17 protein-coding genes and 1 riboswitch are annotated in these 18,245 nt (G+C 40.0%); of the genes, 16 read left to right on the forward strand and 1 reads right to left on the reverse strand.

Annotated features, from left to right (window positions below):
* Position 1 precedes the first annotated feature (1 nt).
* The 9 genes from QFZ31_RS27580 to QFZ31_RS27620 all read left to right on the forward strand — a co-directional run bounded on the left by QFZ31_RS27580 (position 2) and on the right by QFZ31_RS27620 (position 11,465).
* The gene (locus QFZ31_RS27580; RefSeq protein ID WP_307309306.1) at positions 2-1,780 is read left to right on the forward strand and encodes an IucA/IucC family protein; all 1,779 of its coding nucleotides are present in this window, start codon (positions 2-4) and stop codon (positions 1,778-1,780) included.
* A gap of 323 nt (positions 1,781-2,103) precedes the next feature.
* Positions 2,104-3,807, forward strand: coding sequence for a long-chain-fatty-acid--CoA ligase (locus tag QFZ31_RS27585; RefSeq protein ID WP_307309309.1), 1,704 nt, complete (start codon positions 2,104-2,106; stop codon positions 3,805-3,807).
* A 198-nt stretch (positions 3,808-4,005) separates the two neighbouring features.
* Positions 4,006-4,590 (forward strand): TetR/AcrR family transcriptional regulator, encoded by a 585-nt coding sequence (locus QFZ31_RS27590; RefSeq protein ID WP_179601929.1) that lies wholly within the window; start codon positions 4,006-4,008, stop codon positions 4,588-4,590.
* A 31-nt stretch (positions 4,591-4,621) separates the two neighbouring features.
* Entirely contained in the window at positions 4,622-5,395 is a 774-nt protein-coding gene (locus QFZ31_RS27595; protein WP_307309314.1) for an enoyl-CoA hydratase, read from the forward strand.
* Between the two features lie 90 nt (positions 5,396-5,485).
* A complete protein-coding gene (locus tag QFZ31_RS27600) occupies positions 5,486-6,259 on the forward strand; it encodes an electron transfer flavoprotein subunit beta/FixA family protein (RefSeq protein WP_307309317.1) in 774 nt (257 codons plus the stop codon).
* 59 nt (positions 6,260-6,318) lie between these two features.
* Positions 6,319-7,296, forward strand: coding sequence for an electron transfer flavoprotein subunit alpha/FixB family protein (locus tag QFZ31_RS27605; protein WP_307309318.1), 978 nt, complete (start codon positions 6,319-6,321; stop codon positions 7,294-7,296).
* 166 nt (positions 7,297-7,462) lie between these two features.
* Positions 7,463-7,777, forward strand: coding sequence for a thioredoxin (trxA, locus tag QFZ31_RS27610; RefSeq protein ID WP_283861725.1), 315 nt, complete (start codon positions 7,463-7,465; stop codon positions 7,775-7,777).
* Between the two features lie 324 nt (positions 7,778-8,101).
* Positions 8,102-9,874 (forward strand): excinuclease ABC subunit UvrC, encoded by a 1,773-nt coding sequence (gene uvrC / locus QFZ31_RS27615; protein ID WP_307309320.1) that lies wholly within the window; start codon positions 8,102-8,104, stop codon positions 9,872-9,874.
* Positions 9,875-9,943: 69 nt separating this feature from the next.
* A riboswitch (Lysine riboswitch) is annotated at positions 9,944-10,122 on the forward strand.
* A 119-nt stretch (positions 10,123-10,241) separates the two neighbouring features.
* Positions 10,242-11,465 carry an aspartate kinase gene (locus QFZ31_RS27620; protein WP_307309322.1) on the forward strand — a complete coding sequence of 408 codons (1,224 nt, stop codon included), beginning with the start codon at positions 10,242-10,244 and terminating at the stop codon, positions 11,463-11,465.
* Positions 11,466-11,512: 47 nt separating this feature from the next.
* Here QFZ31_RS27620 and QFZ31_RS27625 read toward each other — a convergent pair whose 3' ends face one another.
* Positions 11,513-11,965: a YslB family protein gene (locus QFZ31_RS27625; RefSeq protein ID WP_307309324.1), complete on the reverse strand. Its 453-nt coding sequence runs from the start codon at positions 11,963-11,965 to the stop codon at positions 11,513-11,515.
* 438 nt (positions 11,966-12,403) lie between these two features.
* Here QFZ31_RS27625 and QFZ31_RS27630 point away from each other — a divergent pair, with 438 nt between their 5' ends.
* From QFZ31_RS27630 to racE, 7 genes are all read left to right on the forward strand, one after another.
* On the forward strand, positions 12,404-13,012 hold the full coding sequence (locus QFZ31_RS27630; protein ID WP_307309325.1) for a succinate dehydrogenase cytochrome b558 subunit: 609 nt from the start codon (positions 12,404-12,406) through the stop codon (positions 13,010-13,012).
* Between the two features lie 63 nt (positions 13,013-13,075).
* Positions 13,076-14,833, forward strand: a complete 1,758-nt coding sequence (gene sdhA, locus QFZ31_RS27635) for a succinate dehydrogenase flavoprotein subunit (RefSeq protein WP_307309327.1) — start codon at positions 13,076-13,078, stop codon at positions 14,831-14,833.
* 6 nt (positions 14,834-14,839) lie between these two features.
* A complete protein-coding gene (gene sdhB / locus QFZ31_RS27640; protein ID WP_307309328.1) occupies positions 14,840-15,601 on the forward strand; it encodes a succinate dehydrogenase iron-sulfur subunit in 762 nt (253 codons plus the stop codon).
* Between the two features lie 130 nt (positions 15,602-15,731).
* Entirely contained in the window at positions 15,732-16,316 is a 585-nt protein-coding gene (locus QFZ31_RS27645; protein WP_307309330.1) for a class D sortase, read from the forward strand.
* A 167-nt stretch (positions 16,317-16,483) separates the two neighbouring features.
* Positions 16,484-16,708: a spore germination transcription factor GerE gene (gene gerE, locus QFZ31_RS27650; protein WP_009796032.1), complete on the forward strand. Its 225-nt coding sequence runs from the start codon at positions 16,484-16,486 to the stop codon at positions 16,706-16,708.
* 196 nt (positions 16,709-16,904) lie between these two features.
* On the forward strand, positions 16,905-17,354 hold the full coding sequence (locus QFZ31_RS27655; protein WP_179601949.1) for a MarR family winged helix-turn-helix transcriptional regulator: 450 nt from the start codon (positions 16,905-16,907) through the stop codon (positions 17,352-17,354).
* Positions 17,355-17,370: 16 nt separating this feature from the next.
* The gene (gene racE / locus QFZ31_RS27660) at positions 17,371-18,165 is read left to right on the forward strand and encodes a glutamate racemase (RefSeq protein ID WP_307309333.1); all 795 of its coding nucleotides are present in this window, start codon (positions 17,371-17,373) and stop codon (positions 18,163-18,165) included.
* Positions 18,166-18,245 lie beyond the last annotated feature (80 nt).

Here is an 18,245-nt window from a genome sequence, read left to right on the forward strand (position 1 = left end):
AATGGAAACGAACGTGAAAAAAAGGCACTGGGAAAAAGCAAACAAACGGCTGCTTGCCAAAATGATTGCAGAGTTTTTATATGAAGACATGATTTCTGCAGAGAAAACTGATGGTCTCTATCACCTTTCATTGGACGGCGGGGAGATGTACAGATTCCAGGCAGAAGAACGGCTTATGGACAGTTACTGGATAGACCCTGACTCCATTCAGATAAAAACAGGCGGTGAGTGGGTGAATGCTAAAAGCGCAGTTGCTTTTCTGCTTCAGCTGCAAAAGGAAATCGGTATCAAACCATTTACTGCCGCTTATCTGATTGAAGAATATAAACGGACGCTGCTTGCAGATGCCCATATCTTGGCCAGCCAGGAAAATCAGCGGACTGAGTCCCTTCTTGAAATCGATTATGCCGAGCTTGAAGGGGAAATGACTGGTCATCCATGGATTACATATAACAAAGGAAGAATTGGATTTTCCTATACGGATTACCTGCAGTATGCGCCGGAACAGAAGAAGGAGGTAAAGCTTGACTGGATAGCTGTTTCAAAAGAGAAGGGGAGCTTTCATTCAATTGAAGAAGTACAATATGAAGATTTACTGAAAAGCGAGCTGGGTGATTCTCTTTGGGTAACGTTTCAGAAGGTTCTGCATGGGGAAGGTGTTCAGCCTGAGGATTATTTCTTTATGCCCGTTCATGAATGGCAGTGGAATCATGTATTGGTACCACTCTTTTCAGAAGAGCTGTTTGAAAAGCGCATCGTTTATCTTGGAAAAGGGGAGGATATGTACCTGCCACAGCAATCCATCAGAACGTTCGTGAACATGGAAGATAAGATGAAATATCATGTGAAGCTTCCGATGAGCATTTTGAATACACTCGTTTATCGCGGCCTCCCGTCTGAGCGGGTGGTGCTAGCACCGGAAATCACGCAGCATATTCAAGGAATCCGGAATCGTGACTCATTCTTGCGTGATACATGCAGAGTTGTGCTCCCTGGAGAAATAGCAAGCATGAACTACGCTCATCCAGATTATACAAAGCTGCAAGGGGCTCCATATCAATTCCTTGAAATGCTCGGTGTCATCTGGAGAGAAAGTATTTATTCGTTCCTGGACGAAGGGGAGCAGGCGATAACCCTGGCTGCGCTGTTATATGTTGGGGAGGATGGAAAATCTTATGTGCTTGAACTTGCCAAAAAGGCAGGCCTCAACGCAGAAGAGTGGACAAAACAGCTTTTTGATGTGCTGCTTCCGCCGCTTCTGCACTACTTATATCAATATGGAACCGTTTTTTCACCGCATGGTCAGAATACAGTTGTCATTTTAAAGGACAGCAAACCGCATCGTCTTGCCGTAAAAGATTTTGTAGATGATGTGAACATCAGTGATCAGCCGCTGTCCGAGCTGGAAAACATCTCAGCAGAGTTAAAAAGTGTGCTGAGAAGCGAGGCTCCGGAAGGACTCTGTCAATTTATTTTTACCGGATTGTTCGTATGCCACTTCCGCTATCTCGCAGACATTCTTCATCGGAGCGGGGAACTGGATGAAGCTGTTTTCTGGAACATGCTAAGAGAGACGATTCTTTCTTATCAGGCGCAATTCCCTGAACTGAAAGAACGATTTGAACTATTTGATCTGCTGAGACCATCCTTTAAGAAACTTTGCCTCAACCGGAACCGGATGATTGAATATGGATATGGCGATGGCGATGACCGGCCTCATGCTTCAGAATTTGGAAGAGTAAAAAACCCGCTGGCTGCTGGAAAGCCTGCGGTTGTTTAAAAAAGTTAGGGTGACAGTATTCAAAAGGTGCTGCCACCTTTTTTTGTTGTGCCTAACCTGCAAATCACCCAGAACATCATTGCAGCAATAAAAAGAGGAATATAAGCGATCAGACGGGAACGCTCAACATCTATTTATTTTTGGCCAAAGGTATCGACAACAAGCGGTGCAAGAAAGCCCCCGAGGTTAATCCCCGACCGGCGGTGATTTTTTTATCGTGATATAGTGAACATATATTGTTATTGTAATTGTTTAAACAGTCTGACTATATTATAATGAAAGGGAAGTGGTAAATTGACAATAGAATAAAAAGGAGGGTTACTATGTACGGATCTAAACCATGGCTCACGTCTTATCCTGAGGATATTCCTGCAGAACTGGAATTTCGAAAAGAACCTGTTCAGCAGTATTTAGTAGATGCAGCAAAGAGCTTTCCAGAAAAAACTGCAATCCATTTTATGGGCAGGGAAATGACGTATAAAGAGCTTTACGATGAAGCATTATCCTTTGCCAGCTATCTTCAGCAGATTGGTATTTCAAAAGGTGACCGAGTAGCCATTATGCTTGCCAATACACCACAATCGGTCATAAGTTATTTTGGTATACTAATGGCGGGAGGCATTGTCGTTCAAACAAATCCGTTATATACCGAACGTGAACTTGAATACCAAATGAAAGACTCCGGAGCGAAAGCGATCATCACACTCGACATCCTCTATCCACGCGCTTCTAAGGTGATGCCGCAAACTGATTTGCAGCACATTATTGTAACCGCTATCAAAGACTACTTGCCATTTCCAAAAAATTTAGTTTATCCTTTTGTCCAGAAAAAGCAATATGGAATTGTTGTTAACGTTAAACATGAAGGCAATACCCATTTATTTAAAGAAATCGTTAAAATGAAGCCTAAAAAACTCGTAGAATATGAATTTGATTTTGAAGAGGATGTTGCGCTGCTTCAATATACAGGCGGTACAACTGGTTCTCCAAAAGGGGTAATGCTGACACATAGGAATTTAGTAGCAAACTCCTCCATGTGTACGGCCTGGCTATATAAAGCAAAACCGGGTGAGGAATCAGTCTTAGGGATTGTTCCATTTTTCCATGTCTATGGAATGACAATCGTGATGATTTTATCGGTTATGCAGGCGTATAAAATGATTATATTACCTAAGTTCGATCCATTGACCACCTTAAAGACAATCCAAAAGCAGCGTCCTACTTTGTTTCCAGGTGCGCCAACAATTTATATCGGTCTATTAAATCATCCTGATTTGAAAAAATATGATTTATCTTCGATTGATTCCTGTCTCAGCGGTTCTGCTCCACTCCCTGTTGAGGTCCAGGAGGAGTTTGAGGCAATTACAGGCGGGAAACTCGTTGAAGGATATGGATTAACAGAATCTTCTCCAGTCACACATGCCAATTTCTTATGGGATCGTGAACGGATAAAAGGCAGCATTGGTGTTCCTTGGCCAAATACCGAAGTAAGAATCGTATCAATGGATGATGGTGAGGACATGCCGGTTGGAGAAATAGGAGAAATTATCATTAAAGGTCCTCAAATCATGAAAGGCTATTGGAACCGTCCTGAGGCTACGGAGGAAACGATAAAAGATGGCTGGCTGTATACGGGTGACCTTGGCTATATGGATGATAAAGGGTATTTTTATGTAGTAGATAGAAAGAAGGATATGATTATTGCCGGAGGATATAATATATATCCAAGAGAAATCGAAGAAGTATTATATGAACACCCAGATGTGTTGGAGGCTGTTGCTGCGGGAATTCCAGACCCTTATCGAGGAGAAAACGTTAAAGCATACATTGTCTTAAAAGAAGGATCACAGATTACCTCGGATGACTTAAACCAATATGCTAGAAAATATCTAGCGGCATATAAGGCGCCAAGACTATATGAATTTAGAGAAGAATTACCGAAAACAGCGGTAGGAAAGATACTAAGAAGAACTCTGGTCGAAGAAGAAATGAGAAAAATAGAGGAAGAAAACAAAAAACATGCCTAATCCCTCATTTACTGCACTTCTTTTTTTTGCATAATAAAGCTTGTCCCTGGGCTGGCAGTAAAGTAATATAAAAATGTCCTGTAATTCTTGACAGGAATACAACTAAAATCTATTATAAAAACATGAATGATTATTCATTCATGTTTTTTCTTTTTTAAATTACTAATTGCACTTTCTTCGGGAGGAGGGAGAAATATTATGAAAAAAAATAAACCAAAATACATGCAAATCATTGACGCAGCAGTAATTGCTATTGCAGAGGTAGGGTATCATCAGGCACAGGTTTCAAAAATTGCAAAGCAAGCTGGTGTTGCTGATGGCACGATTTATCTTTATTTTAAAAACAAAGAAGACATTCTCATCTCACTCTTCGAAGAAAAAATGGGAAGCTTTATTGAAAAAATAGATGAAATGATAGCAGGAAAACAGAGCGCGGCGGAGAAGTTATTAATGATGATAGAAGCTCATTTTAAAAACCTTTCTGATGATCATCACATGGCAATCGTAACCCAGCTTGAATTACGACAATCCAATAAAGAATTGCGTTTACGTATAAACAACGTTCTAAAAGGCTATCTACGTGTGATTGATAAAATCATCATAGAAGGAATTGAATCGGGAGAGTTTTCAAGCGACCTCGATGTCCGTCTTGCCAGACAAATGATCTTTGGCACGATGGATGAAACCGTGACAACCTGGGTTTTAAATGAGGAGAAGTACGATTTAATGGCACTCGCTAAACCGGTTCATAAGCTTTTGATTAAAGGCTGCGGGAATCATTAATTTTTGAGTGTTATGAGGAGGAGGGAAACTATTGGAATACTTAAAGTGGTCTAATCAAGACATGATTGCAACGATCACCATCGTGCGTCCACCGGCAAATGCCCTCTCACAAGGACTATTACGGGAATTGTCGGCTGTACTAGACGAAATTGAGCCTAATCGTGATATTAAGGTAATTGTCATTCATGGGGAAGGGCGTTTCTTCTCAGCAGGTGCTGATATTAAAGAATTCACGACCGTTTCATCTTCCGAAGGCTTTGCAAATCTCGGGAAATACGGACAAGATTTGTTTGATCGGATGGAGAAGTTTCCTAAACCTATCATTGCTGCTATTCATGGCGCAGCTCTTGGCGGTGGCTTGGAACTTGCGATGGCATGCCATATCCGTTTGGTAGGAGAAAAGACCAAGCTTGGTCTTCCAGAACTGCAGCTTGGATTAATCCCTGGATTTGCTGGAACACAGCGTCTTCCGAAATATGTTGGAGTTGCACGTGCAGCAGAAATGCTGTTCACGTCTGAGCCAATCACAGGATTGGAAGCGGTTCAATTTGGTCTGGCGAACCATGCGTATCCAGAAAATGAGGTATTAGAACAAGCACTAAAATTAGCTGGTAAGATTACTAAAAAAAGCACAGGTTCATTAAAAGCCACCATTCAATTATTAAATTATGCAAAAAACGAAGAGTTTTACGAAGGCTCTAAAAAGGAAGCAGAGTTGTTCGGAGAAATATTTGTTTCTCCTGATGCGAAAGAAGGCATTCAAGCCTTTATTGAAAAAAGGGAGCCAAATTTTAAAGGTGAATAACTTCTACATAGAAGTTAATGATATTTTTTTATGTTAAATTTTCTTAATCTTTAAAACAGAAAAAATCTTTGCATTAATAGGAGGGAAATCATGAACATTTATGTACTATTAAAAAGAACGTTTGATACGGAAGAAAAGATTACTATTTCCGGCGGAAAAATCAACGAGGATGGTGCTGAATTTATCATCAATCCTTACGATGAATATGCAGTTGAAGAAGCAATTCAGGTCCGCGACGCAAATGGCGGAGAGGTAACTGTTATTTCAGTAGGAACGGAAGAGGCTGAAAAGCAATTACGCACAGCACTTGCTATGGGAGCTGACAAAGCTGTGTTGATCAATACTGAAGAGACGAGCGAAAACGGCGATCAATTCACAACATCTAAAATCATTGCTGAATACCTTAAGGATAAAGAAGCAGATCTTATTATCGGTGGAAATGTAGCGATTGATGGCGGTTCTGGTCAAGTAGGTCCACGTGTGGCTGAATTGTTAAACATTCCTTATGTTACGACCATTACTAAGCTTGAAATCGATGGAACAAATGTAACCGTTACCCGTGACGTTGAAGGGGATTCTGAAATTATCGAAACAAGTCTGCCATTATTGGTAACAGCTCAGCAAGGTTTGAATGAACCTCGTTACCCATCTTTACCAGGTATTATGAAGGCAAAGAAAAAGCCGCTTGATGAACTAGAATTAGATGATTTAGATCTTGAAGAAGATGATGTTGAAGCAAAAACAAAAACAATTGAAATATACTTGCCAGCTAAAAAGGAAGCAGGAAAAGTGTTATCTGGGGAATTAAATGATCAAGTAAAAGAACTCGTTCACCTTCTTCATACAGAAGCAAAAGTAGTTTAATTGTAAATGCACGAATTCACTCAGAATAGCCAAAAATGATTTGCAGGAGGGGTAAAGGAATGACTAGAAAAGTATTAGTATTAGGGGAAACGCGTGACGGTTCTTTACGTAATGTTTCATTCGAAGCAATTGCTGCAGCGAAAACTGTAGCTGAAGGCGGAGAAGTAGTTGGTGTTTTAATCGGTGAAAATGTTAGCGCTTTAGGAGCGGAGTTAGTACAATACGGTGCCGACCGCGTTGTTGTTGTGGAGGATGCAAAGTTAAAGCAATATACATCCGATGGTTTTGCACAAGCATTACTTGCTGTACTTGAAAAAGAAAGCCCAGAAGGTTTAGTTTTCGGACATACTTCACTAGGAAAGGACCTGTCCCCAAGAATTGCAGCTAAGCTTGCATCCGGCTTAATTTCAGACGCAATTGCTGTTGAAGTTGCTGGTGGAAATGTTGTCTTCACAAGACCAATCTATTCTGGTAAGGCGTTTGAAAAGAAAATTGTGACGGACGGGTTGATTTTTGCAACGGTAAGACCAAATAACATTGCACCTCTTGCCAAGGATGAAAGCAGAACAGGAGAGGTGGCCGCATTATCGGTTGAAATTAAAGATCTTCGTGCAATTATCAAAGAAGTCGTTAGAAAAGCGAGTGAAGGCGTAGATTTAAGTGAAGCCAAAGTGGTAATCTCCGGCGGACGCGGTGTCAAGAGTGCAGAAGGCTTCGAACCACTTAAAGAATTAGCGAATGTACTAGGCGGCGCAGTTGGTGCATCCCGTGGTGCATGTGACGCGGACTATTGTGACTACTCTTTACAAATCGGCCAAACTGGAAAAGTTGTAACACCAGATCTATACATTGCTTGCGGAATTTCTGGAGCAATCCAGCACTTAGCAGGGATGTCTAACTCTAAAGTAATCGTGGCGATCAATAAAGACCCAGAGGCAAATATCTTTAAAGTAGCGGATTACGGGATTGTCGGGGATCTATTTGAAGTAGTACCACTTTTAACCGAAGAGTTTAAAAAACTTAAAGTTCACTCATAATATATAGGGCGGGCAGTGGCAAACTGTTCGCCTTATTACATTTAATAAGCCAGAATATGAAACGTTTTTTAGGGAAAATTACATCCGAGACAGATTATTAGCATGATGGTTTAAACAATGCTATACTTTCGATAGAAATTAGTATTTATTTAGGAGGCATAAACAAATGGCTATTTCAAATGTAACCGATGCAAATTTCTCTGCTGAAACAGGCTCTGGTCTAGTTCTTGCAGATTTCTGGGCTCCATGGTGTGGACCTTGTAAAATGATCGCTCCTGTTCTTGAGGAACTTGATTCAGAAATGGGCGACAAAGTGAAAATCGTTAAATTAGATGTAGACGATAACCAAGAAACTGCTGCTAAATACGGCGTTATGAGTATCCCTACATTACTTGTTTTCAAAAATGGCGAAGTAGTTGACAAAGTAGTCGGCTTCCAGCCAAAAGACGCTTTAGCAGGTGTGTTAGAAAAGCACGTTTAAAGCATAGATAACCTTAGCTAGGATATTTCTAGCTAAGGTTTTTTATTTGCGGGGCTGTGTTTAATTGGTCTGTTGATTTGCGCTCCAGGCACTTCGCTTTCCGCGGGCGGTCCGGGGAGCCTCCTCGGCGCCTTAGCGCCTGTGGGGTCTCCCCAGCCCCGTTCTCCCGCAGGAGTCTTCGTGCCTTCCGCGCAAATCAACAGAGTGCAGATAATAATTTTAGCTTTAACACAGCCATTGGAAATAGAATCAGGCTTTTCTTTATCAACTTTTTCCTTTAAAATTTTAGGGAAGATATATAAAAGACGGGGAGGAGCAGCTAGTATGAATGAGACTATCAAACAAAAATTAACACTGCTGCCTGATCAGCCTGGCTGCTACTTGATGAAGGACCGTCAGGGAACGATCATTTACGTGGGGAAAGCAAAAGTACTAAAAAATCGTGTACGGTCCTATTTTACCGGGTCGCATGATGGTAAAACTCTAAGGCTCGTCAACGAGATTGAGGACTTTGAATATATTGTCACCTCATCCAATATCGAAGCATTGTTACTCGAATTAAATTTAATTAAAAAATACGATCCTAAATATAATGTAATGCTGAAAGATGATAAAACTTATCCGTTTATTAAATTGACTGCGGAGAGACATCCGAAACTCATCATTACAAGAAAAGTCAAAAAGGATAAAGGCAAGTACTTTGGTCCTTATCCTAACGTCATGGCAGCGAATGAAACGAAAAAGCTGTTAGACCGAATCTATCCATTACGAAAATGCTCAACCCTTCCGGACAGGGTTTGTTTATATTACCATTTAGGCCAGTGCCTGGCACCATGTGTAAATGAAGTACACGAAGAGCAATACAAGCAAATGACCGATGAAATTACTCGCTTCCTTAATGGCGGATTTAAAGAGATTAAGAAAGAACTAACGGAGAAAATGACCAGTGCTTCTGAGGAATTGGATTTTGAGCGTGCAAAGGAATTCCGCGATAAGATTATTCATATTGAAACCATTATGGAAAAGCAAAAAATCACGATGACAGATTTTACAGATCGTGATGTGTTTGGCTACGCTGTCGATAAAGGATGGATGTGTGTTCAAGTATTCTTTGTACGCCAAGGAAAATTAATTGAACGTGACGTTTCCATGTTCCCTATCTACAATGAGCCAGAAGAAGAAATTCTCACCTTCCTAGGTCAATTTTATGAAAAATCGAATCATATTAAACCGAAGGAGATTTTAATACAGGATGAAATTGATTTGAATCTCGCAGAACAGCTACTTCAAGTAAAAGTCCTAAAACCTCAGCGTGGTCAGAAAAAAGATTTAATTAAAATGGCAATCAAAAATGCGAAGATAGCATTGAATGAGAAATTTTCACTGATCGAAAAGGACGAGGTAAGGACGATCAAGGCTGTCGAAAATCTTGGCGAGCTTATGGGTATTTATACCCCACACCGAATTGAGTCTTTCGATAACTCTAATATTCAAGGGACCGATCCTGTATCTGCGATGGTGGTCTTTATAGACGGGAAGCCAAATAAGCGTGAATACCGAAAGTATAAGATTAAATCCGTTAAGGGTCCGGATGATTATGAATCGATGCGTGAAGTAACAAGAAGAAGATATTCTAGGGCGTTAAAAGAGGAACTGCCGCTTCCGGACCTCATTATTATTGATGGAGGAAAAGGACATGTGGAGGCTGTTAGAGATGTCCTGGAAAACGAGCTTGGCTTAGATATTCCTTTGGCTGGTTTGGTGAAGGATGATAAGCACAAGACTTCTCAGTTGTTATATGGCAATCCACTTCAAATTATCCCGCTTGGGAGAAACAGCCAAGAGTTTTATTTATTACAAAGGATTCAAGATGAGGTTCACCGGTTTGCGATTACCTTCCATCGTCAAACCCGAGGAAAAAGTGCGTTTCAATCGCTGTTGGACGACATTCCAGGTGTCGGTGAAAAACGTAAAAATCAGCTATTAAAGGAATTTGGTTCGGTTAAGAAAATGAAGGAAGCGACATTTGAAGAGTTTAGAGCCATTGGAATTCCCGCTCTTGTGGCGGAGGAATTAATTAAAAAACTTCAATCATAGTGATTGTCAGAAAAATGCCACTATGCTATAATGAATGAAAATTATATTACTATCACTTTTTAATACTAAAGTGAAGGTAGAGGTGCGAGCTTCAATAGTAGTGATTCGGAGAAGGATGAGCTTCGGTGATGAATCATGAAAGGGGATGTTCGCCGAAGTGAAGAAAGTCTCATTTCTTTCTTTGCTGGTCTTGCATTTAATAAATGCCGGATTGTCAAGGCTTAATGCCTTGGAGAGCTATCTTACATTGTAGACGCAGAATTTTTTTGTGTATTCAAGCAATGAGATGCCCTCTCATTGCTTTTTTATTTTTTTGCGGGGAAACATATAATGATAGCTAAACCTATAACTGAAAGCAGGGGAAAAGATGGGTTTAATTGTACAAAAGTTTGGCGGTACTTCGGTTGGAAGTGTAGAAAGAATTCTAAATGTAGCACAAAGAGTTAAAGATGAAACCGATCAAGGGAATCAGGTTGTAGTGGTTGTTTCGGCAATGGGGAAATCCACTGATCAACTGGTGGATCTGGCAAAAGAAATTTCCGCAACTCCTAACAAACGGGACATGGATATGCTGTTAAGTACAGGAGAACAAGTGACAATTGCCTTATTGTCAATGGCTCTAAATGAACAGAATCTTCCTGCTGTTTCGTTTACAGGATGGCAGGCAGGAATTGTCACGGAGCCAGTTCATGGAAATGCCCGCATTACGACCATTAATACAGAAGCGGTAAAAAATCAGCTTGCTGCGGGTAAAGTGGTAATTGTCGCTGGCTTCCAAGGGATTACAGAAAATGGAGAGATTACTACTCTTGGCCGTGGCGGTTCGGATACGACGGCGGTGGCCCTCGCAGCTGCATTAAAGGCAGATAAATGTGATATTTATACAGATGTAACGGGTGTATTCACCACTGACCCTAGATATGTGAAGAGTGCGCGTAAATTACAGTCTGTGTCTTATGATGAAATGCTCGAGCTGGCGAATTTAGGTGCAGGAGTATTACATCCAAGAGCAGTAGAATTTGCGAAAAACTATCAAGTCAAACTTGAGGTTCGCTCAAGTATGGAGAGAGTAGAAGGAACAGTAATTGAGGAGGAAGCATCAATGGAACAAAACCTTGTAGTCCGTGGAGTGGCATTTGAAGATGAAATCACAAAGGTGAGTGTCTTGGGACTTGCCAATTCTCTAACAAGTTTATCAACTATTTTTACAACCTTAGCTGAGAACCATTTGAACGTAGATATTATTGTTCAAAGCACAACAGAAGCAGAATCAGCAAATCTTGCTTTTTCCATTAAAACGCAGGACCTTATGGAAACATTAAATGTCCTTGAAAACAGCAAAGATGTTCTGAACTATGAACAGCTCGACGCTGAAAACAAACTGGCAAAAGTATCGATTGTTGGATCCGGGATGATTTCAAACCCTGGGGTAGCAGCGAAGATGTTTGAAGTACTAGCGGCAAACGAGATTCAAATTAAAATGGTCAGCACCTCAGAAATTAAAGTTTCAGCAGTAGTCGAAGAAAAACACATGCTGAAGGCAGTAGAAGTACTGCACCAAGCATTTGGTCTTTCTGCAGACAACCAATAATAAAAAAAGCTTTCATCGGGAGTGCCTGATGAAAGCTTTTCTACATACTAAAGTGTGTCTTTACGATCCCATTTGACGGTGAATAGGACTTTGTTGGCTTTTTTAACTGGGTGTTCGAAGGTCTCGGCGATGACTTGTTTTTGGAGTTCGATTTGTTGAGCTAGAAAGCCGGCTTCAATTTGGAAGAAATGTTCGGCTTTTGATTTCACTCGCGAAACGATTAACGGGCTGACAAGTTCAAATTCGATTTCATCCTTACGCTCCTTTATTAGTACGAGCTGTCCCCACGAAGCTTTTGAGAAAAAATCGATGATTTCATCAAGGCTGTTTAAAGGGTGGTTTCGAGCTAACCGTTTTCCGGCCCAGTAAAGGATTTCAGGTGTGTCTTTTCCTAGAATATCTGGCAGTATGAATTCTCGAATCAATTCATAACCAAACAATGAAATATTTCTTGGTTCATTCGATTCTAGAGTAAGTTCGATGGCAGTACTTTCATTCATTTTGCTTCCCCTCTTTCTACCATTCTATTATATACAATTACGGCTTTAAGTTAAGAACACTTTTTATGAAATATAGTGTAAAGCGTTAGAGTGGTAAAGGATTGTTATTTTGCAATACGATAGCCTGTCTTTCATCATAATTATGTTTCCCATTTATGAGAAGGGGCTATAGATAAAATTTAATTATTTACTGGATTTAATACAAGATAATTCCATTTGCAAGACATAAAACTTTTAATTTATTATAATATCAATATATTTTAAAAATTTTATTTTTATGAAACTTTTGTGTATCCGTTTTCTTGACGCTAATACCCGATGGGAGTAAAATGGACTTGTCACATTATTGTCACACTGGTGCTAAGTTATGAATTCTATTTAAAAACAATAGAGACAAAAATGCTTAACATCATTTTAAAAATTCAAGGGGGGTTAATTATGGCGGGGAATCGAGAGTTTTTGAATCGAAGATTGCATTCATTACTAGGGGTAATTCCAATAGGAGTATTCCTAATGCAGCATCTAGTAGTAAACAATTTTGCTACAAGAGGGCCAGAGGCCTTTAACAATGCGGCTAATTTTATGGGGAACCTTCCTTTTAGAATTGTCCTAGAAACAGTGATTATTTATTTACCAATTTTATTTCATGCAATCTATGGCCTTTATATTGCTTTTACTGCAAAAAATAATGCCGGAAAATATGGATACTTCAGAAACTGGATGTTCCTATTACAACGTGTATCAGGTGTCATTACGTTAATCTTTATTACATGGCACGTATGGCAAACTCGCGTTGCAGCAGCATTTGGTGCGCATGTTAACTATGACATGATGGCAGACATCCTTTCTTCACCATTCATGTTTGGTTTCTATCTGATTGGAGTCATTTCAACTATTTTCCACTTTGCAAATGGTTTGTGGTCATTCTTCGTAAGCTGGGGTATTACAGTTTCCCCACGTTCACAAGTAATTTCTACATATTTTACCATTGGCGTTTTCATTGTCCTATCAATCATAGGAATCAGCACACTTTTAGCGTTTGTTTAAAAAATAAACTTCATACTCTGTATTGAAAAATATCGGATTTTTGGATTAAGGGAGTGAGTCACAATGAGTAAGGGTAAGGTGATCATAGTTGGCGGCGGCTTAGCCGGCTTAATGGCAACCATCAAAGTTGCAGAAGAAGGAACACCAGTAGAATTATTCTCACTTGTTCCAGTTAAACGTTCCCACTCTGTTTGTGCCCAAGGTGGTATGAATGGAGCAGTAAATACAAAAGGAGAAGGCGATTCTCCATGGATTCACTTTGATGATACCGTTTATGGCGGAGATTTCTTGGCTAACCAGCCGCCAGTTAAGGCGATGTGCGAAGCAGCACCTGGAATTATTCACTTAATGGACCGGATGGGTGTTATGTTTAACAGAACTCCAGAAGGACTTTTGGACTTCCGCCGTTTCGGGGGTACACAGCATTCACGAACAGCATTTGCTGGTGCAACAACTGGTCAGCAGCTTCTTTATGCATTGGACGAGCAGGTTCGTCGTCATGAAGTAGCAGGATTAGTAACAAAGTACGAAGGATGGGAATTCTTAGGCTCAGTTGTGGATGACGATGGAGTTTGCCGCGGAATTGTTGCTCAGAACCTCACAACAATGGAGATTAAATCCTTTGCTGGCGATGCTGTCATTATGGCGACCGGCGGCCCTGGAATCATCTTTGGAAAAACAACGAACTCTGTTATCAATACAGGTTCTGCTGCATCTATTGTTTATCAACAAGGTGCATATTACGCAAATGGTGAGATGATTCAAATTCATCCAACTGCTATTCCTGGTGATGATAAGCTTCGCTTAATGAGTGAATCAGCACGTGGTGAAGGCGGACGTGTTTGGACATATAAAGATGGAAAACCATGGTATTTCCTTGAGGAAAAGTATCCTGCTTACGGAAACCTAGTACCACGTGATATTGCGACACGTGAAATTTTCTCTGTCTGTGTGGATCAGAAGCTGGGTATTAATGGCGAAAACATGGTATACCTAGATCTTTCACATAAGGATCCAAAAGAATTAGATATTAAACTTGGTGGAATCATTGAAATCTATGAAAAATTCATGGGTGACGATCCTCGTAAAGTTCCGATGAAAATTTTCCCTGCCGTGCACTATTCAATGGGCGGGCTATGGGTTGATTATGACCAAATGACAAATATTCCTGGACTTTTTGCTGCCGGTGAGTGTGATTATTCACAGCACGGTGCCAATCGTTTAGGTGCGAATTCATTACTTTCTGCTATTTATGGCGGTATGGTCGTTGGACCGAATGCTGTTAGATATATCAAAGGTCTTGAGAAGAGCTCAGATGCTGTATCATCAATGGTATTTGATCGTCATGTAAAGGAACAAGAAGATAAGTGGGCTTCTATTATGTCTTTAAATGGTACGGAAAATGCGTACGTTCTTCATAAAGAGCTTGGCGAATGGATGACTGATAATGTAACAGTTGTTCGCCATAACGACAGATTATTGAAGACAGATGATAAGATTCAAGAGTTATTAGAACGTTATAAAAATATTAACATTCAAGATACAAGCAAATGGAGCAATCAAGGAGCAACCTTTACGCGTCAATTGCAAAACATGCTTCAATTGGCACGAGTAATCACAATCGGTGCTTACAATCGTAATGAAAGCCGCGGCGCGCATTATAAGCCTGAATTCCCGAACCGTGATGATGAAAACTTCTTAAAAACGACAATGGCAAAATTTGTTGATGGCTCATCTGCACCAGCTTTCCATTACGAGGATATTGACGTTTCCTTAATCAAGCCTCGTGAACGCAACTATGCAAAAAAGAAAGGGGAGTAGGAACACATGTCTGAAAATAAAACAGTAAAATTTATTGTTACCCGTCAAGATAGCCCTGATTCTGCTCCTTATGAAGAGGAGTTTGAATTAGCGTATCGTCCGAATATGAACGTAATTTCTGCTTTAATGGAAATTCGTAGAAACCCTGTTAACACAAAAGGACAAGCTACTACTCCGATAACTTGGGACAGTAACTGTCTTGAAGAAGTTTGTGGAGCTTGCTCAATGGTGATTAATGGCAAGCCGCGCCAATCATGTTCTGCACTTGTTGATCAATTGGAGCAGCCAATCCGTCTAGAGCCAATGAGAACATTCCCGGTTGTGCGTGACCTTCAGGTAGACCGCAGCAGAATGTTTGATGCATTAAAGAAAGTAAAAGCTTGGATTCCAATCGATGGAACATACGATTTAGGACCTGGTCCACGTATGCCAGAGAAAAAGCGTCAATGGGCTTACGAACTTTCAAAATGTATGACATGTGGTGTCTGCCTTGAGGCTTGCCCAAATGTAAACAGCAATTCAAGCTTTATTGGCCCTCAGCCACTTTCACAGGTGCGTTTGTTTAATGCACATCCAACTGGTGAGATGAATCGTGCAGAGCGCTTAGAAGCAATTATGGGTGATGGTGGACTAGCTAACTGTGGTAACTCACAGAACTGTGTACAATCATGTCCAAAAGGGATCCCATTAACGACTTCAATTGCAGCATTAAACCGTGATACAACCTTCCAAGCGTTTAGAAACTTCTTCGGAAGCGACAACGCATAAAGTCTTAAACCCTTCTTTTCTATCACGAAAAGGGGGTTTTTCTTATCTTAGAGACAGGGACTTTTGAACGACCTTTTGGTATACTAATAGTAAAGTGATTTGAAGTAAGAAAAAAGGATGGTACCTGAGGGTGAAAAAGCTTCCGTTATTAATCATTTTGGCAGGACTAGTTATCATTGGTATCGGTGTATGGCAAATCGTTGAGACTAATTTTATGAGCGACTCTACATTAAAAGAGGCCAAAAGAATTGTAGCAAAGGCAGAGTCTAAATATGATGAAGAAGAACCGATTAAGAATCTAAAAAAAATTGATCCTCCTAAATTTGGGGACACGGTAGGTTTGCTTTCGATACCGAAGATTAAATCTGAATTAGCGATTGTTGAAGGTACCGACCCGAATGATTTAAAAAAAGGAGTCGGGCATTATAAGGGATCGTACTTCCCAGGTGAAAATGGACAAATCGTTTTATCTGGACATCGAGATACTGTATTTCGACGCCTAGGTGAGCTTGAGCCTGGAGATATCTTTGAAATTCAATTACCAAATGGGAAATTTAAATATGAATTAACGAATACGAAGATTGTAGATGCAGAAGATCGGACAATCATTACCCTGCAAAACACTAAAGAAGAATTAATCGTTATCACGTGTTATCCATTCCGTTATATCGGTAACGCTCCACAACGCTATATCATATATGCGAAGCCAATTTAAAGTCCTTTTAACATAAGGACTTTTTTTATTGATTTTTTTTTTTACAAAATTATTCTCCTTAAAGCATTTCTAGTCACTCTAGATGTGTCAGTTACATAAGATATCGTGACTAAATATATACCCACCCAACGGTTCATAACTGGCGAAGGCAAGGAGGGTCACAATACTTGAAGGAGAATGAATATACTCACAAGCCGTTACTCACCAAACGTGAAAGAGAAGTATTCGAACTCTTAGTACAGGATAAAACTACTAAGGAAATCGCTGGTGAATTATTTATAAGCGAGAAGACGGTTCGAAATCATATTTCCAATGCTATGCAAAAGCTTGGTGTTAAGGGGCGTTCACAAGCAGTTGTAGAGCTCCTTCGTATGGGAGAGCTAGAACTTTAATCATGACCGGCTTCCTACGGGAGGCCGGTTCATGTTTTTATACGCGGAAAATCTAGATATATACATATGAATTTGCAGTGGCATATGTTTCAACTTGAAATTTTATCGAAAAAAGTAGAAAATAGAGCAAGATGAAAGAACGGCTAAAGTCTACGAAAACAAGGCAAAGGGAATCCAATATAGGAGTGTTATAGAAATGACTGTAGAAAATACACAAAAGGTCAGCGCAGAAATTGTCGCTAGTTTAGAAAAAGATTTACGTTATATTTCAGGTATTATTAAGCAAAAAGGCAGGGAAATGCTCAGTCATTATAAAATTACGCCGCCACAATTTGTTGCGTTACAGTGGCTTTTTGAAGATGGTGATATGACCATTGGTGAGCTGTCTACTAAAATGTATTTAGCCTTTAGTACGACAACCGACCTTGTAGACCGGATGGAAAAAAACCAACTGGTTGTAAGGGTAAAGGATCCTAAGGACCGCCGTGTTGTCAGAATTCACTTACTTGAAGAAGGCGAAAGAATAATAGACGAAGTAATAAAGAAGCGTCAAGTGTACTTAGAGGAAGTTTTAACCAATTTCTCAGTAGAAGAAATTCAACAACTTCAAACCAATTTGATGAAACTGCATCAAGATATGCGTTAAAAAAGAGGCGAGGATTTTGAAACAACCAATTGGTGTCATAGATTCCGGAGTTGGTGGATTAACGGTTGCAAAAGAAATTATGAGGCAGCTTCCGAATGAGAAAATTATATATTTAGGGGATACGGCAAGGTGTCCATACGGCCCTAGACCTCTGAAGGAAGTAAAAAAATTCACCTGGGAACTAACAACATTTTTGTTAGAAAAAAATATTAAAATGCTGGTCATTGCTTGTAATACGGCAACGGCGGCTGTCTTGGATGAAATTAGGAATAAGCTAAGCATACCAGTGATCGGAGTAATCTACCCTGGGGCACGCACTGCTATCAAACGGACAAAGAACTATCGAGTAGGGATTATTGGTACAGTAGGTACAATTAAAAGCGGAGCCTACGAAAAAGCGTTAAAAGCATTAAACAGCCGGTTATATGTTACTGGACAAGCCTGTCCAAAGTTTGTGCCACTTGTTGAAAGTGGTGAGTACGATGGGGAGATCGCAGAAAGAATTGTCATCGAAGCATTACAGCCGTTGCAAAATCAAAACTTAGATACACTAATCCTTGGCTGTACCCATTACCCTTTGCTTGAACCACTCATTCAAAAAGTTATGGGTGAAGGTGTGAATGTTATCAGTTCTGGGGATGAAACAGCAAGGGAAATTAGTGCGATTCTCCAGTATAACAATATACTCGAATCGGATGAGAATGAGCCGGAGCATGAATTTTATACCACGGGGTCTAGGTATATCTTTTCAAAAATCGCTTCGCAGTGGCTCGGAGTACCTATAAATAATGTTAAAAAGATTAAATTATAATTAAGTTCCTATTAAAGGAGCTTATTTTTTTTGAAAAAAAATGAAAGAATGTCCTATTTTTCTTTCTAAAGGCGGTCTAA

This window comes from Neobacillus niacini (assembly GCF_030817595.1).
In the GTDB taxonomy this organism is placed as follows: Bacteria; Bacillota; Bacilli; order Bacillales; family Cytobacillaceae; genus Neobacillus; species Neobacillus niacini_G.

Bases quoted from the DNA above. Each gene is read 5' to 3' on its own strand.
- QFZ31_RS27580 (WP_307309306.1), top strand. From the start codon at position 2: ATGGAAACGAACGTGAAAAAAAGGCACTGGGAAAAAGCAAACAAACGG.
- QFZ31_RS27585 (WP_307309309.1), top strand. From the start codon at position 2,104: ATGTACGGATCTAAACCATGGCTCACGTCTTATCCTGAGGATATTCCT.
- QFZ31_RS27590 (WP_179601929.1), top strand. From the start codon at position 4,006: ATGAAAAAAAATAAACCAAAATACATGCAAATCATTGACGCAGCAGTA.
- QFZ31_RS27600 (WP_307309317.1), top strand. From the start codon at position 5,486: ATGAACATTTATGTACTATTAAAAAGAACGTTTGATACGGAAGAAAAG.
- QFZ31_RS27605 (WP_307309318.1), top strand. From the start codon at position 6,319: ATGACTAGAAAAGTATTAGTATTAGGGGAAACGCGTGACGGTTCTTTA.
- trxA (WP_283861725.1), top strand. From the start codon at position 7,463: ATGGCTATTTCAAATGTAACCGATGCAAATTTCTCTGCTGAAACAGGC.
- uvrC (WP_307309320.1), top strand. From the start codon at position 8,102: ATGAATGAGACTATCAAACAAAAATTAACACTGCTGCCTGATCAGCCT.
- QFZ31_RS27620 (WP_307309322.1), top strand. From the start codon at position 10,242: ATGGGTTTAATTGTACAAAAGTTTGGCGGTACTTCGGTTGGAAGTGTA.
- QFZ31_RS27625 (WP_307309324.1), bottom strand. From the start codon at position 11,965: ATGAATGAAAGTACTGCCATCGAACTTACTCTAGAATCGAATGAACCA.
- QFZ31_RS27630 (WP_307309325.1), top strand. From the start codon at position 12,404: ATGGCGGGGAATCGAGAGTTTTTGAATCGAAGATTGCATTCATTACTA.
- sdhA (WP_307309327.1), top strand. From the start codon at position 13,076: ATGAGTAAGGGTAAGGTGATCATAGTTGGCGGCGGCTTAGCCGGCTTA.
- sdhB (WP_307309328.1), top strand. From the start codon at position 14,840: ATGTCTGAAAATAAAACAGTAAAATTTATTGTTACCCGTCAAGATAGC.
- QFZ31_RS27655 (WP_179601949.1), top strand. From the start codon at position 16,905: ATGACTGTAGAAAATACACAAAAGGTCAGCGCAGAAATTGTCGCTAGT.